Consider the following 17,507-nt stretch of genomic DNA (forward strand, 5'->3'; position numbering starts at 1 on the left):
AGATCAGCTTGGCCGCGATCGACTTTGACGTTGAACTGAGGCGGGCGGGCGCGCATGCGACCGGCGGATGGCGGCGCGTGCTGTTCCTGGCGCAGCGGCACGTGCTGGGCGCGGCTGGATTGACCATCATGACGGTGTTCGTGCTGACAGCCGTCTTCGCCGATTTCATCGCGCGCTACGATCCCCTGAGCGTCGATGCCGCGCACGCGCTGGCGCGCCCGAGCTGGGCGCACTGGATGGGGACGGATTCGTTCGGCCGCGACGTCTTCAGCCGCATCATCCATGGCGCGCGGATTTCGCTCGCCGTCGGCATCGGCTCGACCGCGCTGGGCGGCACGATCGGCGTGATCGTCGGGCTGACGTCCGGCTATCTCTCGGGCTGGGTCGATCTCGTGTTCCAGCGCGTCTCCGACGTCTTGCAGGCGCTGCCGCTACTGGTGCTGGCGCTGATCATGACGGCCGCGCTTGGCCCGTCGCTTCCGAACGTCATTCTCGCGATCGCCATTCCGTTGGTTCCGACCGTCTCGCGCGTCACGCGTGCCAACACGCTGGCGCTGCGCGAGCAACCGTTCGTGGAGGCCGCGAAATCGATCGGCATGAGCGAGGTCCGGATCGCGCTGCGCCACGTGCTGCCGAACACGCTGGCGCCGCTGATCGTGCTCGCCACCGCCCAGCTCGGCTCGACCATCCTCACTGAAGCTTCCCTGTCTTTCCTTGGCCTCGGCATCCCCGAGCCTTATCCGTCCTGGGGCCGCATGCTCTCCGAATCCGCTGCCGAATATGTCCGCACTGCGCCGTGGCTGGTGATCTTCCCGGGCATCGCCATCAGCCTCGCCGTGTTCGGCGCCAATTTGTTCGGTGACGCCCTGCGCGATATCCTCGATCCCCGGCAGCGCGGCTGATGGCTGACACCTCCGATCTCGTGCTCGAGGTGAAGAACCTGAAGACGGTGTTCTTCACCAATTCCGGACTGTTCAAGGCTGTCGACGACGTCTCCTTCACGGTGAAGCGGGGCGAGACGCTCGCCATCGTCGGCGAATCCGGATGCGGCAAGAGCGTCACCGCATTGTCCTTGATGCGGCTGGTGCCCGATCCGCCGGGCCGCATCGTCGGCGGCTCCGTCGCGCTCGAAGGCACCGACCTGCTGGCGCTGAGCGAAGCCGAGATGCGCAAGATCCGCGGCAATCGCATCTCCATGATCTTCCAGGAGCCGATGACGTCGCTCAATCCCGTCATCCGGATCGGCGACCAGATCGTCGAGGCGGTGCGGCTGCACAGGAATTTGTCGACCAGGGAAGCCAATGATATCGCGGTCGAGATGCTGCGGCTGGTGCGCATCCCCGAGCCGGCGCGGCGTGCGCGCGAATATCCGCACCAGCTCTCCGGCGGCATGCGCCAGCGCGCGATGATCGCGATGGCGCTGGCGTGCCGGCCGGCGCTGCTGATCGCGGACGAGCCGACCACCGCGCTCGACGTCACCATCCAGGCGCAAATCCTGGCCCTGATCCTCGATCTCCAGAAGGAGCTCGGCACCGGGCTCGTGCTGATCACGCACGATCTCGGCGTCGTCGCGCAGACCGCGCAGCGGGTGATCGTGATGTATGCGGGACGGAAGGTCGAGGAAGCCAGTGTCGAGTCGCTGTTTGCTGCGCCAAAGCATCCCTATACGCGGGGGCTGATGGCCTCGATTCCCGCCGTGCCGGCGCCCGGCGTCGCGGCGCAGGAGCGGTTGAACGAAATTCCCGGTACCGTCCCCTCGCTGGTGCGGCTGCCGAAAGGCTGCGCGTTCGCGCCGCGCTGCAAGCTCGCGGTGAAACGCTGCGAAGCCGAATATCCGCCGCTGACCGATTGGGGCGGCGGCCATCTCGCCGCCTGCTGGCGCGCGGCTGACGTGGCGGAGGTGGCATGACCAAGGCGCTGCTCGAAGTCACCGACCTCAAGAAGCATTATCCGGTGCGCGCCGGCGTGCTGCGCCGGCAGGTCGGCACCGTGCATTCGGTCGACGGCGTCTCGTTCTCCCTTGATGCCGGCGAGACGCTCGGCCTCGTCGGCGAATCCGGCTGCGGCAAGTCCACGGTGGCGCGCAGCGTGCTGCGGCTGGTCGAGCCGACGTCAGGCCAGATCCGCCTCGACGGCGAAGACATCACGCATCTCTCCAAAACGGCACTGCGGCCGCATCGCCGCGCGATGCAGATCGTGTTCCAGGATCCGTTCGCCTCGCTCAACCCACGCATGACCGCGGGCGATATCGTCGGCGAGCCGATTGCCGTCCACGGGCTCGCAACCGGCCAGGCGCTGGAGGCGCGCGTTGCGAAGCTGTTCGAGCAGGTGGGCTTGCGGCCCGACCAGATGCGCAATTTTCCGCATCAATTCTCCGGCGGCCAGCGCCAGCGCATCTGCATTGCGCGCGCGCTGGCACTGGAGCCGCGCCTGATCGTCTGCGACGAGCCGGTGTCGGCGCTCGATGTCTCGATCCAGGCGCAGGTGATCAATCTGCTGATCGACCTGCAGAAGCAGCACGGCTTCTCCTATCTCTTCATCGCTCATGACCTCGCCGTGGTCGCCCATATCAGCCACCGCGTCGCGGTGATGTATCTCGGCCGGATCGTCGAGATCGCCGACAAGGACGAGCTGTTCCGGAATCCGCGGCATCCCTATACACAGGCGCTGCTCGCCTCGGTGCCATCAGCCAATCCGCTGGCGAAGAAGCTCGCGCCGCTGGTGGACGGCGACGTGCCTAGCCCCGTCAATCCACCGCCCGGCTGCGCGTTTCACACCCGCTGCCGGTTTGCGATGGAGCGTTGCAAGACGGAGCGTCCGGTGTTGATGGGTGACGGGCATCAGGTCGCGTGCTTGTTGAATGAGGGGACAGGACGGCCAGCACAGCTGCCGTAGGGTGGGTTAGCCCCGCGGATTGCGCGAAGCGCAAACCGCTCGGCGTAACCCACCTCTTTAATTTCCCGCAACGGCAGACGTGGTGGGTTACGCCGAGCAGGTGCGCTTCGCGCATCTGCAGCGCTAACCCACCCTACGATTGCGCCGTTGACGCGCTATCCTGCCTCAATCTCCACCACGATCTTTCCCGTCGTCACCTGCTCGCCCTCGGCAACGTCGATCGCAGCAACGACACCGTCGATGCCGGCCTTGTGGACGTGCTCCATCTTCATCGCTTCCAGCGTCAGCACCGGCTGACCTGACGTGACACGGTCGCCCGGTTTGACCAGGACCGCGACGACCCGGCCGTTCATCGCGGCGCGGACCTTTCCGTCGCCGCCATTGGCTGCCGTGGCCTTCGGCGCGGCGAGCGTGAGATCGGTGACTGCGAACGGGATGCCGCGGCGCTGCACGTACAATCGGTCGCCGTCACGCAGGAATTTAGCGCTGTCCATCACGCCATCATGACGGAAGCGGATCATTTCGGAATCGAACTGCTCGATCTCGAACCTGTCCTGCCCCCCCTCAGTAGCGACGATGTAGCTGCCATCACGCTCGCGCGTGACCTCGAGCTCAAGCGCGTCACCCGCGATCTCGATCTTCGCAGGGAGGGGAAACGCTGCCGACAGGCTCCGGCCGCGCCGCCATGCCGGCGCGCGCGGATTGGTGACGTAGAGCAGCAGGCCTGCGAGCGCCGTATCGAATGCAGCGTCCGCGCGCGGCGCCAGCAGCTCGTCGCGATGCGCACCGATGAAAGCTGTCGTTGGCCCGCCTTTGGCAAAGCCGGGATGGCGCAGGCACGACATCAGGAACGCCTGGTTGGTGGTCACGCCAAGCGCCGTGAGCTGCTCGAGCCCGACGATCAGCCGTCCCCTCGCCTCCTCGCGCGTGGCGCCATGGCCGATCACCTTGGCGATCATGGAATCGTAAAACGGCGGGACTTCCGCGCCCGATTCCAGCGCGTGCTCGACGCGGATGCCATCGGGGACCTGCCAGCGCGCCATGCGGCCGGACTGAGGCATGAAATCATGCGCGGCGTCTTCCGAGCAGAGCCGCACCTCGATGGCGTGACCCGAGAGCTTGATGTCCTGCTGTTTCAGCGGCAAGGCTTCGCCGCGCGCGACACGCAATTGCAGTTCGACGAGATCGAGCCCCGTAATCGCTTCCGTGACGGGATGCTCGACCTGGAGACGCGTGTTCATCTCCATGAAGTAGAACTCACCGCTCGCATCGAGCAGGAATTCCAGGGTGCCGGCGCCCTCGTAGCGCAGCGCCCTCACGGCCGCGACGGCGACCTCGCCCATTTTCGCCCGCAGCTCCGGCGTCACGGCCGGCGACGGCGCTTCCTCGATCAGCTTCTGGTGCCGCCGCTGCACCGAGCAATCTCGCTCGCCGAGGTGGACGGCATTGCCGTGGCTGTCGCCAAATACCTGGATCTCGATGTGACGAGGATTTTGAATCGCGCGCTCGAGGATGACGGTGGCATCGCCGAATGCTGCCTTCGCTTCCGACCGCGCGCTACGCAGCGCGTCGGGGAATGATGCAGCGTCTGTGACGAGCCGCATGCCGCGGCCACCACCGCCCGCGACGGCCTTGATCATCACGGGGAATCCGATGTTTTTGGCCTCCGCGAGCATCACCTCGTCACGCTGGTCGGCCCCCTGATAGCCGGGCACGATGGGCACGCCGGCCTTCGCCATGATCTCCTTGCCGCCGGCCTTGTTGCCCATCGCCTCGATCGCATGCGGCGACGGACCGATGAAGACGAGGCCGGCATCCTTGCAGCCTCTTGCAAACTGTTCGTTCTCGGCCAGGAAGCCGTAGCCGGGATGTACGGCGTCAGCGCCGCTCGCTTTCGCCGCTTCGATGATCGCGGGAATGTTGAGATAGGATCGCGCCGGCAAAGCTTCGCCGATCCGCACGGACTGATCGGCTCGTCTCACATGGAGCGCATCGCGGTCCGCGTCCGAATAGACCGCGACAACGCCGAGCCCGAGCCGCCGCGCGCTGCGAATCACGCGCAGCGCGATCTCGCCACGATTGGCGATCAATACCCTCGAGAACGACCGGTGCTGCACTGATCCGTTCCTCATGGGCGGGCCACCGAGAATTGCATGCGCTGGGGCGTGCGGGCATCGCCCTCGCGGCAGATCGCGAGCACCTCCGACAGCACCGCGCGGGTGTCGCGCGGATCGATCACGCCATCGTCGAGCACGCGGGCGCTGGTCGAGAACACGTCCATCTGGCCATCGAACACGCCGATGATCTGCGCTTTCATGGCGTCCAGCTTGTCCTTCTCGATCGGCTTGCCGCGGCGCGCCGCAGCCGCCTCGGTCACGATTGCCATGGTCTCGGCGGCCTGCTCGCCGCCCATCACCGCGGTCTTGGCATTTGGCCAGGAGAAGCAGAAGCGTGGATGGAAGCCGCGCCCGCACATGCCGTAATTGCCGGCGCCGAACGAGGCGCCGCAATAGATGGTGATCTGCGGTACCGTGGCCGACGTCACCGCCTGGATCATTTTGGAGCCGTGCTTGATCATGCCGGCTTCTTCATAGGCCTTGCCGACCATGTAGCCTGTGGTGTTGTTGAGGTAGAGGATCGGCGTGCGGGTCTGGCAGCAGGCCTGGATGAAATGCGTCGCCTTGTTGGCGCCGGCGGGATCGAGCGGACCGTTGTTGGTGATGATGCCGATCGCCTGCCCCTCGATGCGGGCATGACCGCAGACGGTGGCTGGGCCGTAATTCGGCGCCATCTCGGCAAAATCGGAATCGTCGATGATGCGGGCGATCACCTGCTTCATGTCGACCGGGCGTTTGTGATCCATCGGCATGATGCCGAGCAGCTCGTCCTGGTCATAGCGCGGCGGCTTGACGTCCTGCGCGACCCTGCCCGGCCGCTCCCATTCCAGCGCTGCCATGATCTCGCGCGCGATACGCAACGCGTCGCGATCGTCCTCGGCGAGGTAGTCGCCGAGGCCGGAGATTTGCGTGTGCATCTCGGCGCCGCCGAGCTCTTCTTCCGTGGCGATCTCGCCGGTCGCAGCCTTCAGCAGCGGGGGACCTGCAAGGAAGGCACGGGTGCGACCGCGCACCATGACGATGTAGTCGGACAACCCGGTCTGATAAGCGCCGCCGGCGGTAGACGAACCGTGTGTCACGGTGACGACCGGGAGGCCTGCCGCGGAAAGGCGCGCGAGATTACGAAAGATGTTGCCGCCGCGGACAAAGTCCTCGACGCGGTAGCGCAGCAGATTGGCACCGGCGCTTTCGACCAGCTGCACATAAGGCAGCTTGTTCTCCAGCGCGAGCTCCTGCACCCGCAACGTCTTGTCGAGGCCGTAAGGCTGAAGCGCGCCGGCATCGATCCCGGAATCGCTGGCGCTGACCATGCAGCGAATGCCCGAGACGAAGCCGATGCCGGCGATGACGCCGCCGCCGGGCACGCTCTTGCCCGCATCCGGCACGTCGAACATGTAGCCCGCGAGCGTCGACAGCTCGATGAAGGGCGCGCCGGGATCGAGCACCAGCGCGACGCGCTCGCGCGGCAGCAGCTGGCCACGCTTGTGGAAGCGGTCTTTTGCCGCGGCGGACGCGGCACGCGTGCGCTCCTCCAGCGCCCGCATTCGGTCGATCAGGCCGAGCATGCCGTCGCGGTTGGCGTGGTAGGCGGCGCTGCCGGGGAAGATGGTGTTTTCGAGAATGGACATGACTCTATCCTAGTCCGTCATTGCGAGGAGCAAAGCGACAAAGCAATCCAGGCTGCATCCGCAGAGAGATTCTGGATTGCTTCGCTGCGCTCGCAATGACGGGTGAGGTGATAGTTCAGCGTTTCGTCCCAAAGATCTTCCGCGCTTCGGCCGGGCTCGCGATGTCTCGACCAGCGCGACGGGCGCAGGCGGCGATGGCCTCGATCAGCTGGCCATTCGACGTCACCTTTTTGCCGTCGGCGAGATAGAAGGCGTCCTCGAGGCCGGTGCGCAAGTGCCCCCCGAGCTCAGCGCAACGCTGGTGCAGCGGCCAGATCTCTTCGCGGCCGATGGCCGTGACCTGCCAGTGCGCCTCGGGGCGCTTCAGCTTGAGCAGGATTGGCAGCAATTCGGGATCGGCAGGCATGCCGGAGGCGACGCCCATCACGAAATTATATTCGAGCGGCCCCCTGTACATGCCAACCTGATGGTACATGCCGACGCAGCGGACGATGCCGACGTCGAAACATTCGAACTCGGGGATGGTGCCGACCGAATTCATGACGTCGAGATAGTCCTTCACCTTCTCGACCGCGTTGTCGAACATCATCGGCGGCCAGGCCCAGCTGTTGTCAGCCTTGACCTTCAGATAGTTCAGCGAGCCGGCGTTGCAGGCCGCGATCTCCGGCCTGGTCTCGCGGATGCAATCCAGCGCGCCGGAATAGTTCGGCCCTGAGACGCCCGAGGTGTGGTTGATGATGACGCCGGGGCAAGCCTCGCGGATCGCCTGCTGGATCTCCTTGCTGACGGCGACCTCCCAGGACGGCAGATGACCCTTGTTCGGCGCCTGCTGGCGCAGATGGATGTGCATGATGGACGCGCCCGCATCGAAAGCCGCCTTGGCCTCGCGCGCCATCTGCTCGGGCGTCACAGGCACGTTGTGCTGCTTGGGGTCGGTGAGCACGCCGTTCAGCGCGCAGGTGATGACGGCCTTGTCGCTCATACCACTGATGTCTCGCATGTTGAGAATTCAACGCTTGCGATCATGGGATGCAGGGCATGCGGCTTCTTGCGCAGAGAAGCTGGGAAACGACATGCCGTAAGGTGGGTTAGCCGAAGGCGTAACCCACCAAGGTCTATATTCGCGGATAGAGGAGCGGTGGATTACGCCTTCGGCTAATCCACCCTGCGAAGTGATCAACCCGCCTCAGCGAGCTCCCGCACCGTCTCGGTGCTGCGATAGATCGCAAGATCCCGCGAGCCGACGAAGATCGCGCGTGGCTTCAAGCCGTAGAAGCGGCGGATCGAATGGCTGAAATGCGTGGAGTCGGGATAGCCGATGTCCTGCGCGAGGTGAGCGAGGTTGAGATCCTGGTTGGCGAAGTGCAGTAGATGCCGCGCACGCTTCCAGGCGCGGAACGACCGGAACGAGATGCCGGTTTCTTCCTTGAACAGATGCAGGAACCGCGAGGCGGAGAGGCCTGCTTCCGCCGCGCAGGTATCCGCCGTCACTGGCTCGCCGGAGAAGCGCCCAATGCGGGCGACCGCGCGGGTCACGCGCGGGTCGAGCAGGCGGCGCGGCAGCGCTTCGCCAAAGCACATCTCGTCGAACCCGGCGGTGGTGATGTCGCCATAGCGGCGCTCGCGCAGCAGCGCGTAGGCGGCGAGGATTTTTCGGGCATAGGCGGGCCGGTCGGGTCCCATCAACCGCCGGGCCAGATCTTCCAGCACGCCATCAGGCATGCTCTCCGGCTCGAGCGTCACACTGATGGCGGTGCGGTAGTCGCTGGCAATGGAGTGCCGCTGGTTCGGCAGGGTCACGAACAGTTCGCCAGTGGCGAGACAGTCGTCGATGGTCATATGCAGGCTGCCCTTCACCGCGACATAGACGTGGCAGCAACCCGGGGTCCGCTTGCGAGGCCGGCCGAGCAAGCCGGCGTAGAAGACCCGCTCCGGCGTGATCAGCATCAAATGGTCGGATTCGCGACCCTTGTCTTCCATCGGGGATCCTCCTCGCGCGGCTCTATGGCCGCTGCGCAACGAGGTCACCTTAGCGGAAATTTGGGCGCTGTCACGACGAGGTAGCGCTGTCATCGCGCGCAAAAGATTACCATTCCGGGACGACGATCAGTCGCGCCCGGAACCACGATGAGACCGCAGTCCCATCCTGCGGAATGTTTACGCCCTTACGCGCGGCGCAACATTCTGCTCGAGCCCGGCCGACTGCTCCGCAGCAACGGCGCGCTTGAAGCCGTCGCGCTGCTGCAAGCGGGCCCAATAGGCCGCGACACCAGGCCCGAAATCCTTGGCAAGGCCGATGTTTTCGGCAAGGCGAAGGGCGTAACCGATGACAATGTCAGCGGCGGTGAAGCGACCCGCGCACAAGGCCTCGGTATTGGCGGTTGCCGCCTCGACGGCGCGCAGCCGTCCCAAAAACCACTTTGCGTAGTCGGTTGCGACCTGCGGATTGCGGCGCTCCTCCGGCTCGAGCTGGGTGTAGCGGAGCACCAGCGTTTGCGGGAAGGTTAACGTCGCGTCGCTGAAATACATCCAGTTCAGGAAGGCGCCATAGGCGGGATCCTCGGGGCCGACCATCAGCGGCGTCGGGCCATAGACGACGCCGAGATAGTGGCAGATGCCTGATGACTCAGTCATCCTGGTCTCACCGTCGACCATGAAGGGAATCGTGCCGAGCGGATTGAGCGCGAGATACTCCTTGGCGAAGACGCGCGGCGGGAACGGCAGCATCTTCAGTTCATAGGGCAGCCCCATCTCCTCCAGCATCCAGAGCGGACGGAACGAGCGCGCGGCGTCGCAATGATAGAGCGTGATCATGAAGCATTCCCTTTGCTACCCGGCAGCGTACCCATCATCTTGCACAGGACCATCAGCATGACCTCGTCGGCACCGCCGCCGATCGAGGTCAGACGGTTGTCGCGATAGGCGCGGCTGACCGGCGTCTCGTTGGTAAAGCCCATTCCGCCCCAATATTGCAAGCAGGCGTCGGTGAGCTCGCGGCCGAGACGGCCGGCCTTCAGCTTGGCCATGGTCGCAAGTCGCGTGACGTCCTCGCCGGCGACGAGCTGCTCGGCGGCGCGATAGATCAGCGCACGCAACAGCTCGACCTCGGTCTGCATCTCCGCGAGCTTGAAGTGCACGACCTGGTTGTCGAGGATCGACTTGCCGAAGGCTTGGCGGTTGCGCGTGTATTCGATGGTTTCGTTGATGATGTACTCGTGCGCCTTGAGGCAGGCCGCCGCACCCCAGAGCCGCTCCTCCTGGAACTGGATCATCTGGTACGTGAAGCCGTGGCCCTCCTCGCCGATCCTGTTGCGCTTGGGTATGCGGACGTTGTCGAAAAAGATCTGCGCCGTGTCGGACGAGCGCATGCCCAGCTTGTCGAGCTTGCGGGCGACCGTGACGCCCTTGCTCTTCATGGGCACGCAGATCAGCGACTTGTTGCGATGGACCGGGCCATCGCCGGTGTTGGCGAGCAGGCAGATCCAGTCGGCCTGGGTACCGTTGGTGATCCACAGCTTGCCGCCGGTGATGAGATAGTCGTCGCCGTCGGAGCGCGCGCTGGTCTTGATCGAGGCGACGTCCGAGCCGGCGCCGGGCTCGGAGACGCCGATGCAGGCGACATAGTCGCCTGATATCGATGGCGCCAGAAATTCACGGCGCACCTCGTCGGAGCCGAACCGCGCCAGCGCCGGCGTTGCCATATCGGTCTGCACGCCGATCGCCATCGGCACGCCGCCGCAGGTGATGGCGCCCAGCTCCTCCGCCATCATCAGTGCATAGGAATAATCGAGACCGGAGCCGCCGAACTCGACCGGCTTGTTCAATCCAAGAAAGCCGAGGCGGCCCATCTTCTTGAACAGCTCATGCGCCGGGAAGATGTCGGCCTTCTCCCATTCATCGACATGGGGGTTGATCTCGTTAGCGATGAATTTTTGCAAGCTCCGACGAATATCGTCGTGGTCGGCGGTAAACAGCATTTCTTCCTCTTGTCATTCCGGGGCATCGCGAAGCGATGAGCCCGGAATCCATTCCTCTACGGTAAACGCGGCCTGATGGATTCCGGGCTCGGGCTATGCGCGCCCCGGAATGACGGGCTCACAACCCCATCTGCCTTGACGCCAGATCCTTCATGATCTCCTCGGTTCCGCCGCCGATGGCGTTGACCTTGACCTCACGGTAGATGCGCTCGGCCTTGATGCCGCGCATGAAACCGGCACCGCCAAAGATCTGCACGGCTTCCGAGGCGCAGAACGCCATGGTCTGTGTCGCCTGGTTCTTCATCATGCAGATTTCGGCGACAGGGCTTTCGCCCTGCTCGAGCCGCCAGGCCAGCATTTCCAGCATGGCTTGCGAGGCCGCGACCTTCTGCGCCATGTCGACGATCTTGTGGCGGATAACCTGGTGCTGCGCGAGCGGTTTGCCGAACGTCTTGCGTTCCTTGGCGTAGGCGACGGCTTCATCAAGACAGACGCGGGCAAAGGCAGTGCAGCCGGCGGCCATGCCCATCCGCTCGCTGTTGAAATTCTGCATGATGATCTTGAAGCCCTGGCCTTCTTCGCCGATCAGATTCTCGGCCGGTACGCGGCAATCATCGAAATGCAGCGTCGCGGTGTCGGAGGCCCACCAGCCCATCTTCTTGAGCTTGGTTCGCGACAGGCCGGGCGTATCACCCTCGATCAGCAACAAGCTGACGCCGCCGGCGCCCTCGCCGCCCGTACGCACCGCAACGGTCAGATAATCGGCGCGCATCCCCGAGGTGATGAATGTCTTCTCGCCGCTCACGACGTAGTGATTGCCGTCACGCCGGGCCCTGGTGCGCAGGTTCGCGACATCGGAGCCGCCGCCCGGCTCGGTGATCGCGAGCGCCGAAATCTTTTCGCCTGCCAGCACCTGCGGCAGCACGCGCGCCTTCACCTCAGGCCGCGCCGCTCGGGCGATCGGCGGCGAGCCGATGGTGTGGCTCATCAGGCTGGCGCTGACGCCGCCGGCCCCGGCCCGCGCCAGCTCCTGGCTCGCCACGATCTTCATGAACTGGTCGGCGGCGATCCCGCCATATTCCTCGGGAAATCCGAGCCCCAACAGGCCAATCTCCGCCGCCCTGCGATAGAGCGCGCGGGGAAATTCGCCGGCTTCGTCCCACTCGTGCGCGAACGGGGCGATCTCCTTGTCGACGAAGCGGCGCATGACGTCGCGAAAAGCGTCGTGTTCGGCGGTATAGAACGGACTCTTCATCGCAATTTCGCTTTCGACGGCTCCTGCGGATCCACCATGGCCGGAACATTGGCGGCTCACTTGCGCGGAGTGGCTGGCTTTGCCGAGCCGCCTGGAGCCGCCCCGATCTAGCAACTCAACGCAAGACGATTTTCACCCCTCGCAGGCCAACTCCAAATCAAAAAAGACTGCTGCACAAACTCCGGCTGGCCTCCCAGGGCCATGCCGGGCATGGTGCACAGCAATAAAGCTCGGGCGGCACAAGATCGCCAAGGGAGGGAGTGTTGGCCGTTCGTTACTACGACTGGATCGCTCATCATGCCCGCCGCGCACCTAACAAGGTCGTGGCCATCGACCTCGCCAGCGAGCGCCGCTTTACCTATTTGGAGTTCGACGCCCGCATCTCGCGCCTCGCCTCCTTCTTGCGTCACACGCTGAAAGTCGCGCGCGGCGACCGCGTTGCGGTGCTGGCGCCGAACACCACCGATATGCTGGAGGTGCAGTTCGCCTGCGGACGGCTGGGCGCCGTCCTCGTGCCGCTGAACACCCGCCTCACCGTTCCCGAGCTGCAGTTCATCACCGGCGACTGCGCGCCTGACGTGATGATCTATGACGCCGATCTGGCCGAGACGGCGCTGAGCGTCGCAAAGCTCTGTAATGTCGCCACAAGCTTACGGCTTGGCCCCGGCGGCACTTACGAAGCGGGCATCGCCGCAGCGATACCTCTCGGCCGAGCCGAAGAGGTTACGCTCGATGATGTCTCGACCATCATGTACACGTCGGGCACGACGGGTCATCCCAAAGGCGCGACCATCACCCATGGCATGACCTTCTGGAATTGCGTCAATCTCGGCGGCCCCGCCTGCATCGGGCCGTCCTCGGTGGCGCTCACCGTGCTGCCGATGTTCCACACCGGCGGTCTCAACTGCTACACCAATCCGGTGCTGCATGCAGGCGGCACCGTGATAATCATGCGCGCCTTCGATCCTGGCACGGCGCTTGGCCTGATCAACGATCCCGCGCAGGGCATCAACGCGTTCTTCGGCGTACCCGCGATCTATCAGTTCATGGCGCAGCATCCGGCTTTCGCGACGACCGACCTCTCCCGGCTGATCGTCTGTGGCGTCGGCGGCGCACCGATGCCGTTGCCGCTGTTGAAGGCGTGGGAGGCGCGCGGCGTCGCGCTCCAGCAGGGCTACGGCATGACCGAGACCTCGCCAGCCGTGCTGGTGCTCGACCGCGAGGATGCGGCACGCAAGGCCGGATCCGCCGGCAAGCCGGTGCTGCATACGGAGGTGCGCATCGTGCGTCCCGACGGCGGCGATGCCGATGTCGGCGAGCTCGGTGAGCTCTGGGTCAAGGGACCGAACATCACGCCGGGCTACTGGAACAGGCCGGAGGCGAACAAGACGTCGTTCACCGAAGGCTGGCTGCACACGGGCGATGCGACGCGCGTCGACGAGGAGGGCTTCTACTACATCGTCGACCGCTGGAAGGACATGTACATCTCCGGCGGTGAGAACGTCTATCCGGCCGAGGTCGAGAACGTTCTGCATCAGATCACGGCGATCGCGGAGGCCGCGGTGATCGGCATTCCTGACGCGCAATGGGGCGAGGTGGGCCTTGCCATCGTCGCCGTGAAGCAAGGCCAGCAACTAACGGAGGCCGACGTCTTCGCGCACTGTGCCGCTAATCTCGCGCGCTTCAAATGCCCACGCCAAGTGCGCTTCGTCGACGTGCTGCCGCGCAACGCCACCGGCAAGATCCACAAGCCGACCCTGCGCAAGGAGTTTTCCGTGACTTCCGAAGTCGACAAGAAAGTTGCCAACGCCTGACCAAAGCGCCCCTCGCGGGCGCTTTTGCTTTTCAACGTGCCTGCTCCAGCCCAGAAGAAACCCCAAAGAAACACCAAAGAAACCTCAAGGAATTTTCATGAACAAGAAACTCTCCCTGCTTGCCGCCGCAACCGCATTGACGCTGCTCTCGACCCAGGGCGCCTTCGCCCAGAAGGCTTACGACACCGGCGTCACCGACACCGAGATCAAGATCGGCAATGTCGAGGCCTATTCGGGTCCCGCTTCGGCCTACGGCATCATCGGCAAGACCGAGGAGGCCTATTTCAAGATGATCAACGACCAGGGCGGCATCAACGGTCGCAAGATCAACTTCATCTCCTACGATGACGGCTACTCGCCGCCGAAGACGGTGGAGCAGGTCCGCAAGCTGATCGAGAGCGACGAGGTGTTCCTGGTTTTCAACGCGCTGGGCACGCCGACGCAGAGCGCCGTGCAGAAATATCAAAACTCCAAGAAGGTGCCGCAGCTGTTCCTCGCAACCGGCGCCAGCAAGTGGAACGACCCGAAGAACTTCCCCTGGACCATGGGCTTCCAGCCCAGCTACCGCGTCGAGGCACGGATCTTCGCAAAATACATTCTCAAGGAGAAGCCGGACGCGAAGGTTGCGATCTTCTATGCCAACGACGACTTCGGCAAAGACTATCTTGCCGGCATCAAGGACGTGTTCGGCGACAAGGCCTCGAAGCTGATCGTGGCCGAAGAAAGCTACGAGACGTCTGAGCCTTCGATCGACGCCCATATCGTCAAGCTCAAGGACACCGGCGCCGATGTCTTCGTGAACATTTCAACCCCGAAATTCGCGGCTCAGGCGATCAAGAAGATCGCCGAGCTCAACTGGAAGCCGATGCATCTGATGACGGACGTGTCGGTGTCGATCGGTTCTGTGATGAAGCCGGCGGGCCTCGAGGCCTCCGAGGGCGTGCTCTCGGCCGGCTACCTGATGGACGCGTCCGACCCGCAGTGGAAGGACAACGAGGGCATGAAGAAGTTCATGGCCTTCATCGACAAATACATGCCAGGCGCCAACATCTCGGACACCAACCTGGTGTACGGCTACGCCGCGGCCCAGACGATGGTGCAAGTGCTGAAGCTGGCCGGCGACAATCTCACCCGCGAGAATGTGATGAAGCAGGCTGCCAGCCTGAAGGATTTTGTCCCGGATACGCTGATCCCCGGAATCAGGATCAACACGTCGGCCAACGATTTCGCGCCGATCGAGCAGCTGAAGATGTGGCGGTTCAAGGCCGGTCAGTGGGAGCTGTTCGGCGACATCATCAGTGCCGAGGTCGGCGGCTAGTTTCGCTCGGAAACGACCATCGTGGACGAGATAGCGGCCGAGAGGCCGCTATCTTTTTGAGCACTACCGCGCGCATCCGGGTTGACCTCGATGCCAACGACAGGCAGGCCGAGACGGCGCGCATCGCCGATCCCGATGAATTTGGGGCAAGCCCAAGCCAGGATGGCGATGCCGGTTTGCGGCAGGTCGAGGCTCAGCATGTAACGGTCGAGGCCGATCTCGATCGCCGCGCGATCGAGAGGTGCGCCGTCGAGATAGAATTGCACACCGATCTCGTCGAGCGATTCGCGCACGGCGGGACATTGGATGCAGACGGTGTTGCGTCCCGGCGCGCCCTTGATTCGAACGGCTGCTTGCGGCTCGCTCCAGCGAAATGCATGGCCGGCAGCTGATTCCAGCTCGTGAAATCCGAGCTGCCCAAGGACCCGATCGCCAAGCAGTTTCTTGGCCGATATGGTGTGTCCGCGAAGACGACGGATACATGCGAGCCGCTGAAGGTGGATCAGCGATGCGATGTAAGACTTCATCCATCGCGCAATGGCATCGCGCGACCCGACCACCGTCAGCGCCGTCAGTACCAGACGCGCCTGCGCGACGGCGAAGGAAGCCGCAACGCGCGCACGGAGATCACCGAACAGCGCCGGCCCGCTCCAGCGCCACAGTGCACGCCGTTCCTCACGGTGCCACTTCCAACCGAGACGCGGCAGGCTGTAGCGCATCAGCGCGTTCAATGCATTGAACGCAAGCTGGCGATCGAAATCGTCGCGGTCCGTCCATTCAAAGGGAATTTCGATCAGCTCGCGGCCCGGATCGCGCCGATCCTCGCTGAGAAACCGGCTCTCGCCCTCGACGAAATCAAGCGTGAACGTCTTCAGCTCACCGATCCGGCCGATGTAATAGTGGTGGAAGCGCGCCTCCTCGAGATAGCCGATGGCGTAGCCTCGCGCGTGGTATCCGGCGGCGAGCACCCATTCGGCGAAATGACCGAGCTCTTCGCGCAGGCCGCCGCATTCCTGATAGGCATCGCGCCGCGTCACGAAGCACTGGTCGAGCACCTTGCGCCAGGGATGCTGCTTCATGCCGAACTCGATGTCGGCCTGGTACATCGCGGCCTCCGCCTCGGACAGGCGGTTGTGGCAGATCGGGACGGAACGGCAGGAAAATCCGGCCCAGTCGGGATGATCATCGATCGCGCGGATGCAGAGCGCGATCACGTCGGGCTCGGGCCAGCAATGCGATTCCGTGAAGAACAAATAGCGGCCGCGAGCCCTGGCCGCCCCGACCGCGCAGAGCCCGATATCGTGCGCGGAATCTGCGAATTCGAGACGAGCCTGGCCTGCGGCAAGTGCATTCAGCTCCGCTTGTCCCGTGAAATCCGGCGGCACGACGAGAATGATCTCGTAGAGAGCCCTGTCCGCCGTCTGCGACGTCCAGCCAAGCCAGGACTGCTCCCACTGCCCGCGGTGAAATTCGAGCGGGATGATGATCGAGAACAGAGGGCACGCGCCGTCGGATGTTGTGGTCACGTCGAGCATGATCGCCTTATAGACGAGCGCGCGGCAAAGTCCGGATCATTTCGTTCGAAGCACCGGCTAGACCGACAGGAATAGCGCAAATGGCTCCTCCACCGTGCGGCGCAGGTGGCTCAGATACAGCGCATGGCTGGCGTGATCGGGCATAATTCGCCCGAGCGCCGGCTCCTTGACGTTGTCGATCGGGACATAGGCGATTGGCGCCGCGACCGGCATCAGCTGTGAGCCGGCGCCGGCACGCAACGTCGAAATGATGCCGTACATCGCACCCGTTACCGTCGGCCGCGAGACCGTGATGATGCGATGCTGCCCGTGCTTGTTGATGACGAGATAGATGAAGCCGGACTGATGCGGCACGGCAACCTCGCCGGTGTGCTCATAGGCGGCATCGGTTCGCTCGCCCTCGCGGAAGACGAGCGAGGAGACTTTCGGCTCCCAGACGATTTCGGTGCGATAGGCGAAGATCGCATCCTTGTCGCCAAAGGACGGCCGCAAGGTGATGTAGACGCCCTCGAGCCATGTCACCGCGCGATGCGAATAGGAGCCGAGGCCGTCGGGTGCGACGTCGTTGCCCGCCGCGGGCGCCGGCGTGGCGGTGCCCTTGCGCAAGGACACGCCCAGGGCCTGCTCCAGCCGGACCGTGGTCGCCAGCGTAAACGGGCGCCGGCCGCCGAGCGCCTTTTCCAGCGTCGACAGGCTGAGCTTGGCCTGCTCGGCCAGCGCCTGCCGCGAGATCCGGCGCCGGGCGATTTCCTCGCGGATCATCTCCGCCACCTCGCGGCTTTGCTCGTCCGAAAGCTGCCTGTCAGAGAGCTTGTCTTGCGTCTGCATCGTTAACCCTGCTCCACGGATGCCAGTCTAGCAGGCCGGACAAGTCAGCACAAAACCGGACGCAGCCGCCCAACGGCCGCCCGCCGAGGCCGGCCGCGGCAGAACATTGCCGATCATTCTGCTCGCGAGATCAGGCTCTC

The 17,507-nt window shown here is 64.3% G+C and carries 14 protein-coding genes; 5 read left to right on the plus strand and 9 right to left on the minus strand.

Going from position 1 to position 17,507, the window contains the following annotated elements:
• Positions 1 to 8 precede the first annotated feature (8 nt).
• Genes XH91_RS33370 through XH91_RS33380 form a run of 3 tightly spaced genes read left to right on the plus strand, consistent with a single transcriptional unit; the run spans position 9 to position 2,895 of the window.
• Positions 9 to 902 carry an ABC transporter permease gene (locus tag XH91_RS33370; protein ID WP_128954548.1) on the plus strand — a complete coding sequence of 298 codons (894 nt, stop codon included), beginning with the start codon at positions 9 to 11 and terminating at the stop codon, positions 900 to 902.
• Positions 902 to 1,909 (plus strand): ABC transporter ATP-binding protein, encoded by a 1,008-nt coding sequence (locus tag XH91_RS33375; protein WP_128954549.1) that lies wholly within the window; start codon positions 902 to 904, stop codon positions 1,907 to 1,909. The genes XH91_RS33370 and XH91_RS33375 overlap by 1 nt, the downstream gene beginning before the upstream one ends.
• Entirely contained in the window at positions 1,906 to 2,895 is a 990-nt protein-coding gene (locus XH91_RS33380) for an ABC transporter ATP-binding protein (RefSeq protein ID WP_128954550.1), read from the plus strand. Before XH91_RS33375 ends, XH91_RS33380 begins: the two co-directional genes overlap by 4 nt.
• Positions 2,896 to 3,050: 155 nt before the next feature.
• On the opposite strand, the gene XH91_RS33385 is transcribed toward XH91_RS33380, so the two are convergent.
• The 7 genes from XH91_RS33385 to XH91_RS33415 all read right to left on the minus strand — a co-directional run bounded on the left by XH91_RS33385 (position 3,051) and on the right by XH91_RS33415 (position 11,872).
• Positions 3,051 to 5,027, minus strand: a complete 1,977-nt coding sequence (locus XH91_RS33385) for an acetyl/propionyl/methylcrotonyl-CoA carboxylase subunit alpha (protein ID WP_128954551.1) — start codon at positions 5,025 to 5,027, stop codon at positions 3,051 to 3,053.
• Positions 5,024 to 6,640, minus strand: a complete 1,617-nt coding sequence (locus XH91_RS33390) for an acyl-CoA carboxylase subunit beta (protein ID WP_128954552.1) — start codon at positions 6,638 to 6,640, stop codon at positions 5,024 to 5,026. The genes XH91_RS33385 and XH91_RS33390 overlap by 4 nt, the downstream gene beginning before the upstream one ends.
• 115 nt (positions 6,641 to 6,755) lie before the next feature.
• A complete protein-coding gene (locus tag XH91_RS33395) occupies positions 6,756 to 7,622 on the minus strand; it encodes a beta-keto acid cleavage family enzyme (RefSeq protein WP_128955073.1) in 867 nt (288 codons plus the stop codon).
• A 194-nt stretch (positions 7,623 to 7,816) separates the two neighbouring features.
• Entirely contained in the window at positions 7,817 to 8,620 is an 804-nt protein-coding gene (locus tag XH91_RS33400) for an AraC family transcriptional regulator (protein WP_128954553.1), read from the minus strand.
• A 177-nt stretch (positions 8,621 to 8,797) separates the two neighbouring features.
• Entirely contained in the window at positions 8,798 to 9,454 is a 657-nt protein-coding gene (locus tag XH91_RS33405) for a glutathione S-transferase family protein (protein ID WP_128954554.1), read from the minus strand.
• Positions 9,451 to 10,617: an acyl-CoA dehydrogenase family protein gene (locus XH91_RS33410; RefSeq protein WP_128954555.1), complete on the minus strand. Its 1,167-nt coding sequence runs from the start codon at positions 10,615 to 10,617 to the stop codon at positions 9,451 to 9,453. The genes XH91_RS33405 and XH91_RS33410 overlap by 4 nt, the downstream gene beginning before the upstream one ends.
• Positions 10,618 to 10,735: 118 nt before the next feature.
• The gene (locus XH91_RS33415) at positions 10,736 to 11,872 is read right to left on the minus strand and encodes an acyl-CoA dehydrogenase family protein (protein WP_128954556.1); all 1,137 of its coding nucleotides are present in this window, start codon (positions 11,870 to 11,872) and stop codon (positions 10,736 to 10,738) included.
• A 263-nt stretch (positions 11,873 to 12,135) separates the two neighbouring features.
• Here XH91_RS33415 and XH91_RS33420 point away from each other — a divergent pair, with 263 nt between their 5' ends.
• Positions 12,136 to 13,686, plus strand: coding sequence for an acyl-CoA synthetase (locus XH91_RS33420; protein WP_128954557.1), 1,551 nt, complete (start codon positions 12,136 to 12,138; stop codon positions 13,684 to 13,686).
• A gap of 97 nt (positions 13,687 to 13,783) precedes the next feature.
• Positions 13,784 to 15,004 (plus strand): ABC transporter substrate-binding protein, encoded by a 1,221-nt coding sequence (locus XH91_RS33425; protein WP_128954558.1) that lies wholly within the window; start codon positions 13,784 to 13,786, stop codon positions 15,002 to 15,004.
• Here the strand turns inward: XH91_RS33425 and XH91_RS33430 are convergent.
• Complete coding sequence (locus tag XH91_RS33430; protein WP_128954559.1) at positions 15,001 to 16,539, minus strand: glycosyltransferase family 2 protein; 1,539 nt, start codon at positions 16,537 to 16,539, stop codon at positions 15,001 to 15,003. The genes XH91_RS33425 and XH91_RS33430 overlap by 4 nt on opposite strands.
• A 57-nt stretch (positions 16,540 to 16,596) precedes the next feature.
• On the minus strand, positions 16,597 to 17,367 hold the full coding sequence (locus XH91_RS33435) for a helix-turn-helix domain-containing protein (protein WP_128954560.1): 771 nt from the start codon (positions 17,365 to 17,367) through the stop codon (positions 16,597 to 16,599).
• Positions 17,368 to 17,507 lie beyond the last annotated feature (140 nt).

It is taken from the genome of Bradyrhizobium guangzhouense, assembly GCF_004114955.1.
Classification (GTDB): Bacteria; Pseudomonadota; Alphaproteobacteria; order Rhizobiales; family Xanthobacteraceae; genus Bradyrhizobium; species Bradyrhizobium guangzhouense.

What these genes read in the sequence shown, in the direction of transcription:
- XH91_RS33375 (WP_128954549.1), top strand. Translation starts at nt 902, where the DNA reads ATGGCTGACACCTCCGATCTCGTGCTCGAGGTGAAGAACCTGAAGACG.
- XH91_RS33380 (WP_128954550.1), top strand. Translation starts at nt 1,906, where the DNA reads ATGACCAAGGCGCTGCTCGAAGTCACCGACCTCAAGAAGCATTATCCG.
- XH91_RS33385 (WP_128954551.1), bottom strand. Translation starts at nt 5,027, where the DNA reads ATGAGGAACGGATCAGTGCAGCACCGGTCGTTCTCGAGGGTATTGATC.
- XH91_RS33390 (WP_128954552.1), bottom strand. Translation starts at nt 6,640, where the DNA reads ATGTCCATTCTCGAAAACACCATCTTCCCCGGCAGCGCCGCCTACCAC.
- XH91_RS33395 (WP_128955073.1), bottom strand. Translation starts at nt 7,622, where the DNA reads ATGAGCGACAAGGCCGTCATCACCTGCGCGCTGAACGGCGTGCTCACC.
- XH91_RS33400 (WP_128954553.1), bottom strand. Translation starts at nt 8,620, where the DNA reads ATGGAAGACAAGGGTCGCGAATCCGACCATTTGATGCTGATCACGCCG.
- XH91_RS33405 (WP_128954554.1), bottom strand. Translation starts at nt 9,454, where the DNA reads ATGATCACGCTCTATCATTGCGACGCCGCGCGCTCGTTCCGTCCGCTC.
- XH91_RS33410 (WP_128954555.1), bottom strand. Translation starts at nt 10,617, where the DNA reads ATGCTGTTTACCGCCGACCACGACGATATTCGTCGGAGCTTGCAAAAA.
- XH91_RS33415 (WP_128954556.1), bottom strand. Translation starts at nt 11,872, where the DNA reads ATGAAGAGTCCGTTCTATACCGCCGAACACGACGCTTTTCGCGACGTC.
- XH91_RS33425 (WP_128954558.1), top strand. Translation starts at nt 13,784, where the DNA reads ATGAACAAGAAACTCTCCCTGCTTGCCGCCGCAACCGCATTGACGCTG.
- XH91_RS33430 (WP_128954559.1), bottom strand. Translation starts at nt 16,539, where the DNA reads ATGCTCGACGTGACCACAACATCCGACGGCGCGTGCCCTCTGTTCTCG.
- XH91_RS33435 (WP_128954560.1), bottom strand. Translation starts at nt 17,367, where the DNA reads ATGCAGACGCAAGACAAGCTCTCTGACAGGCAGCTTTCGGACGAGCAA.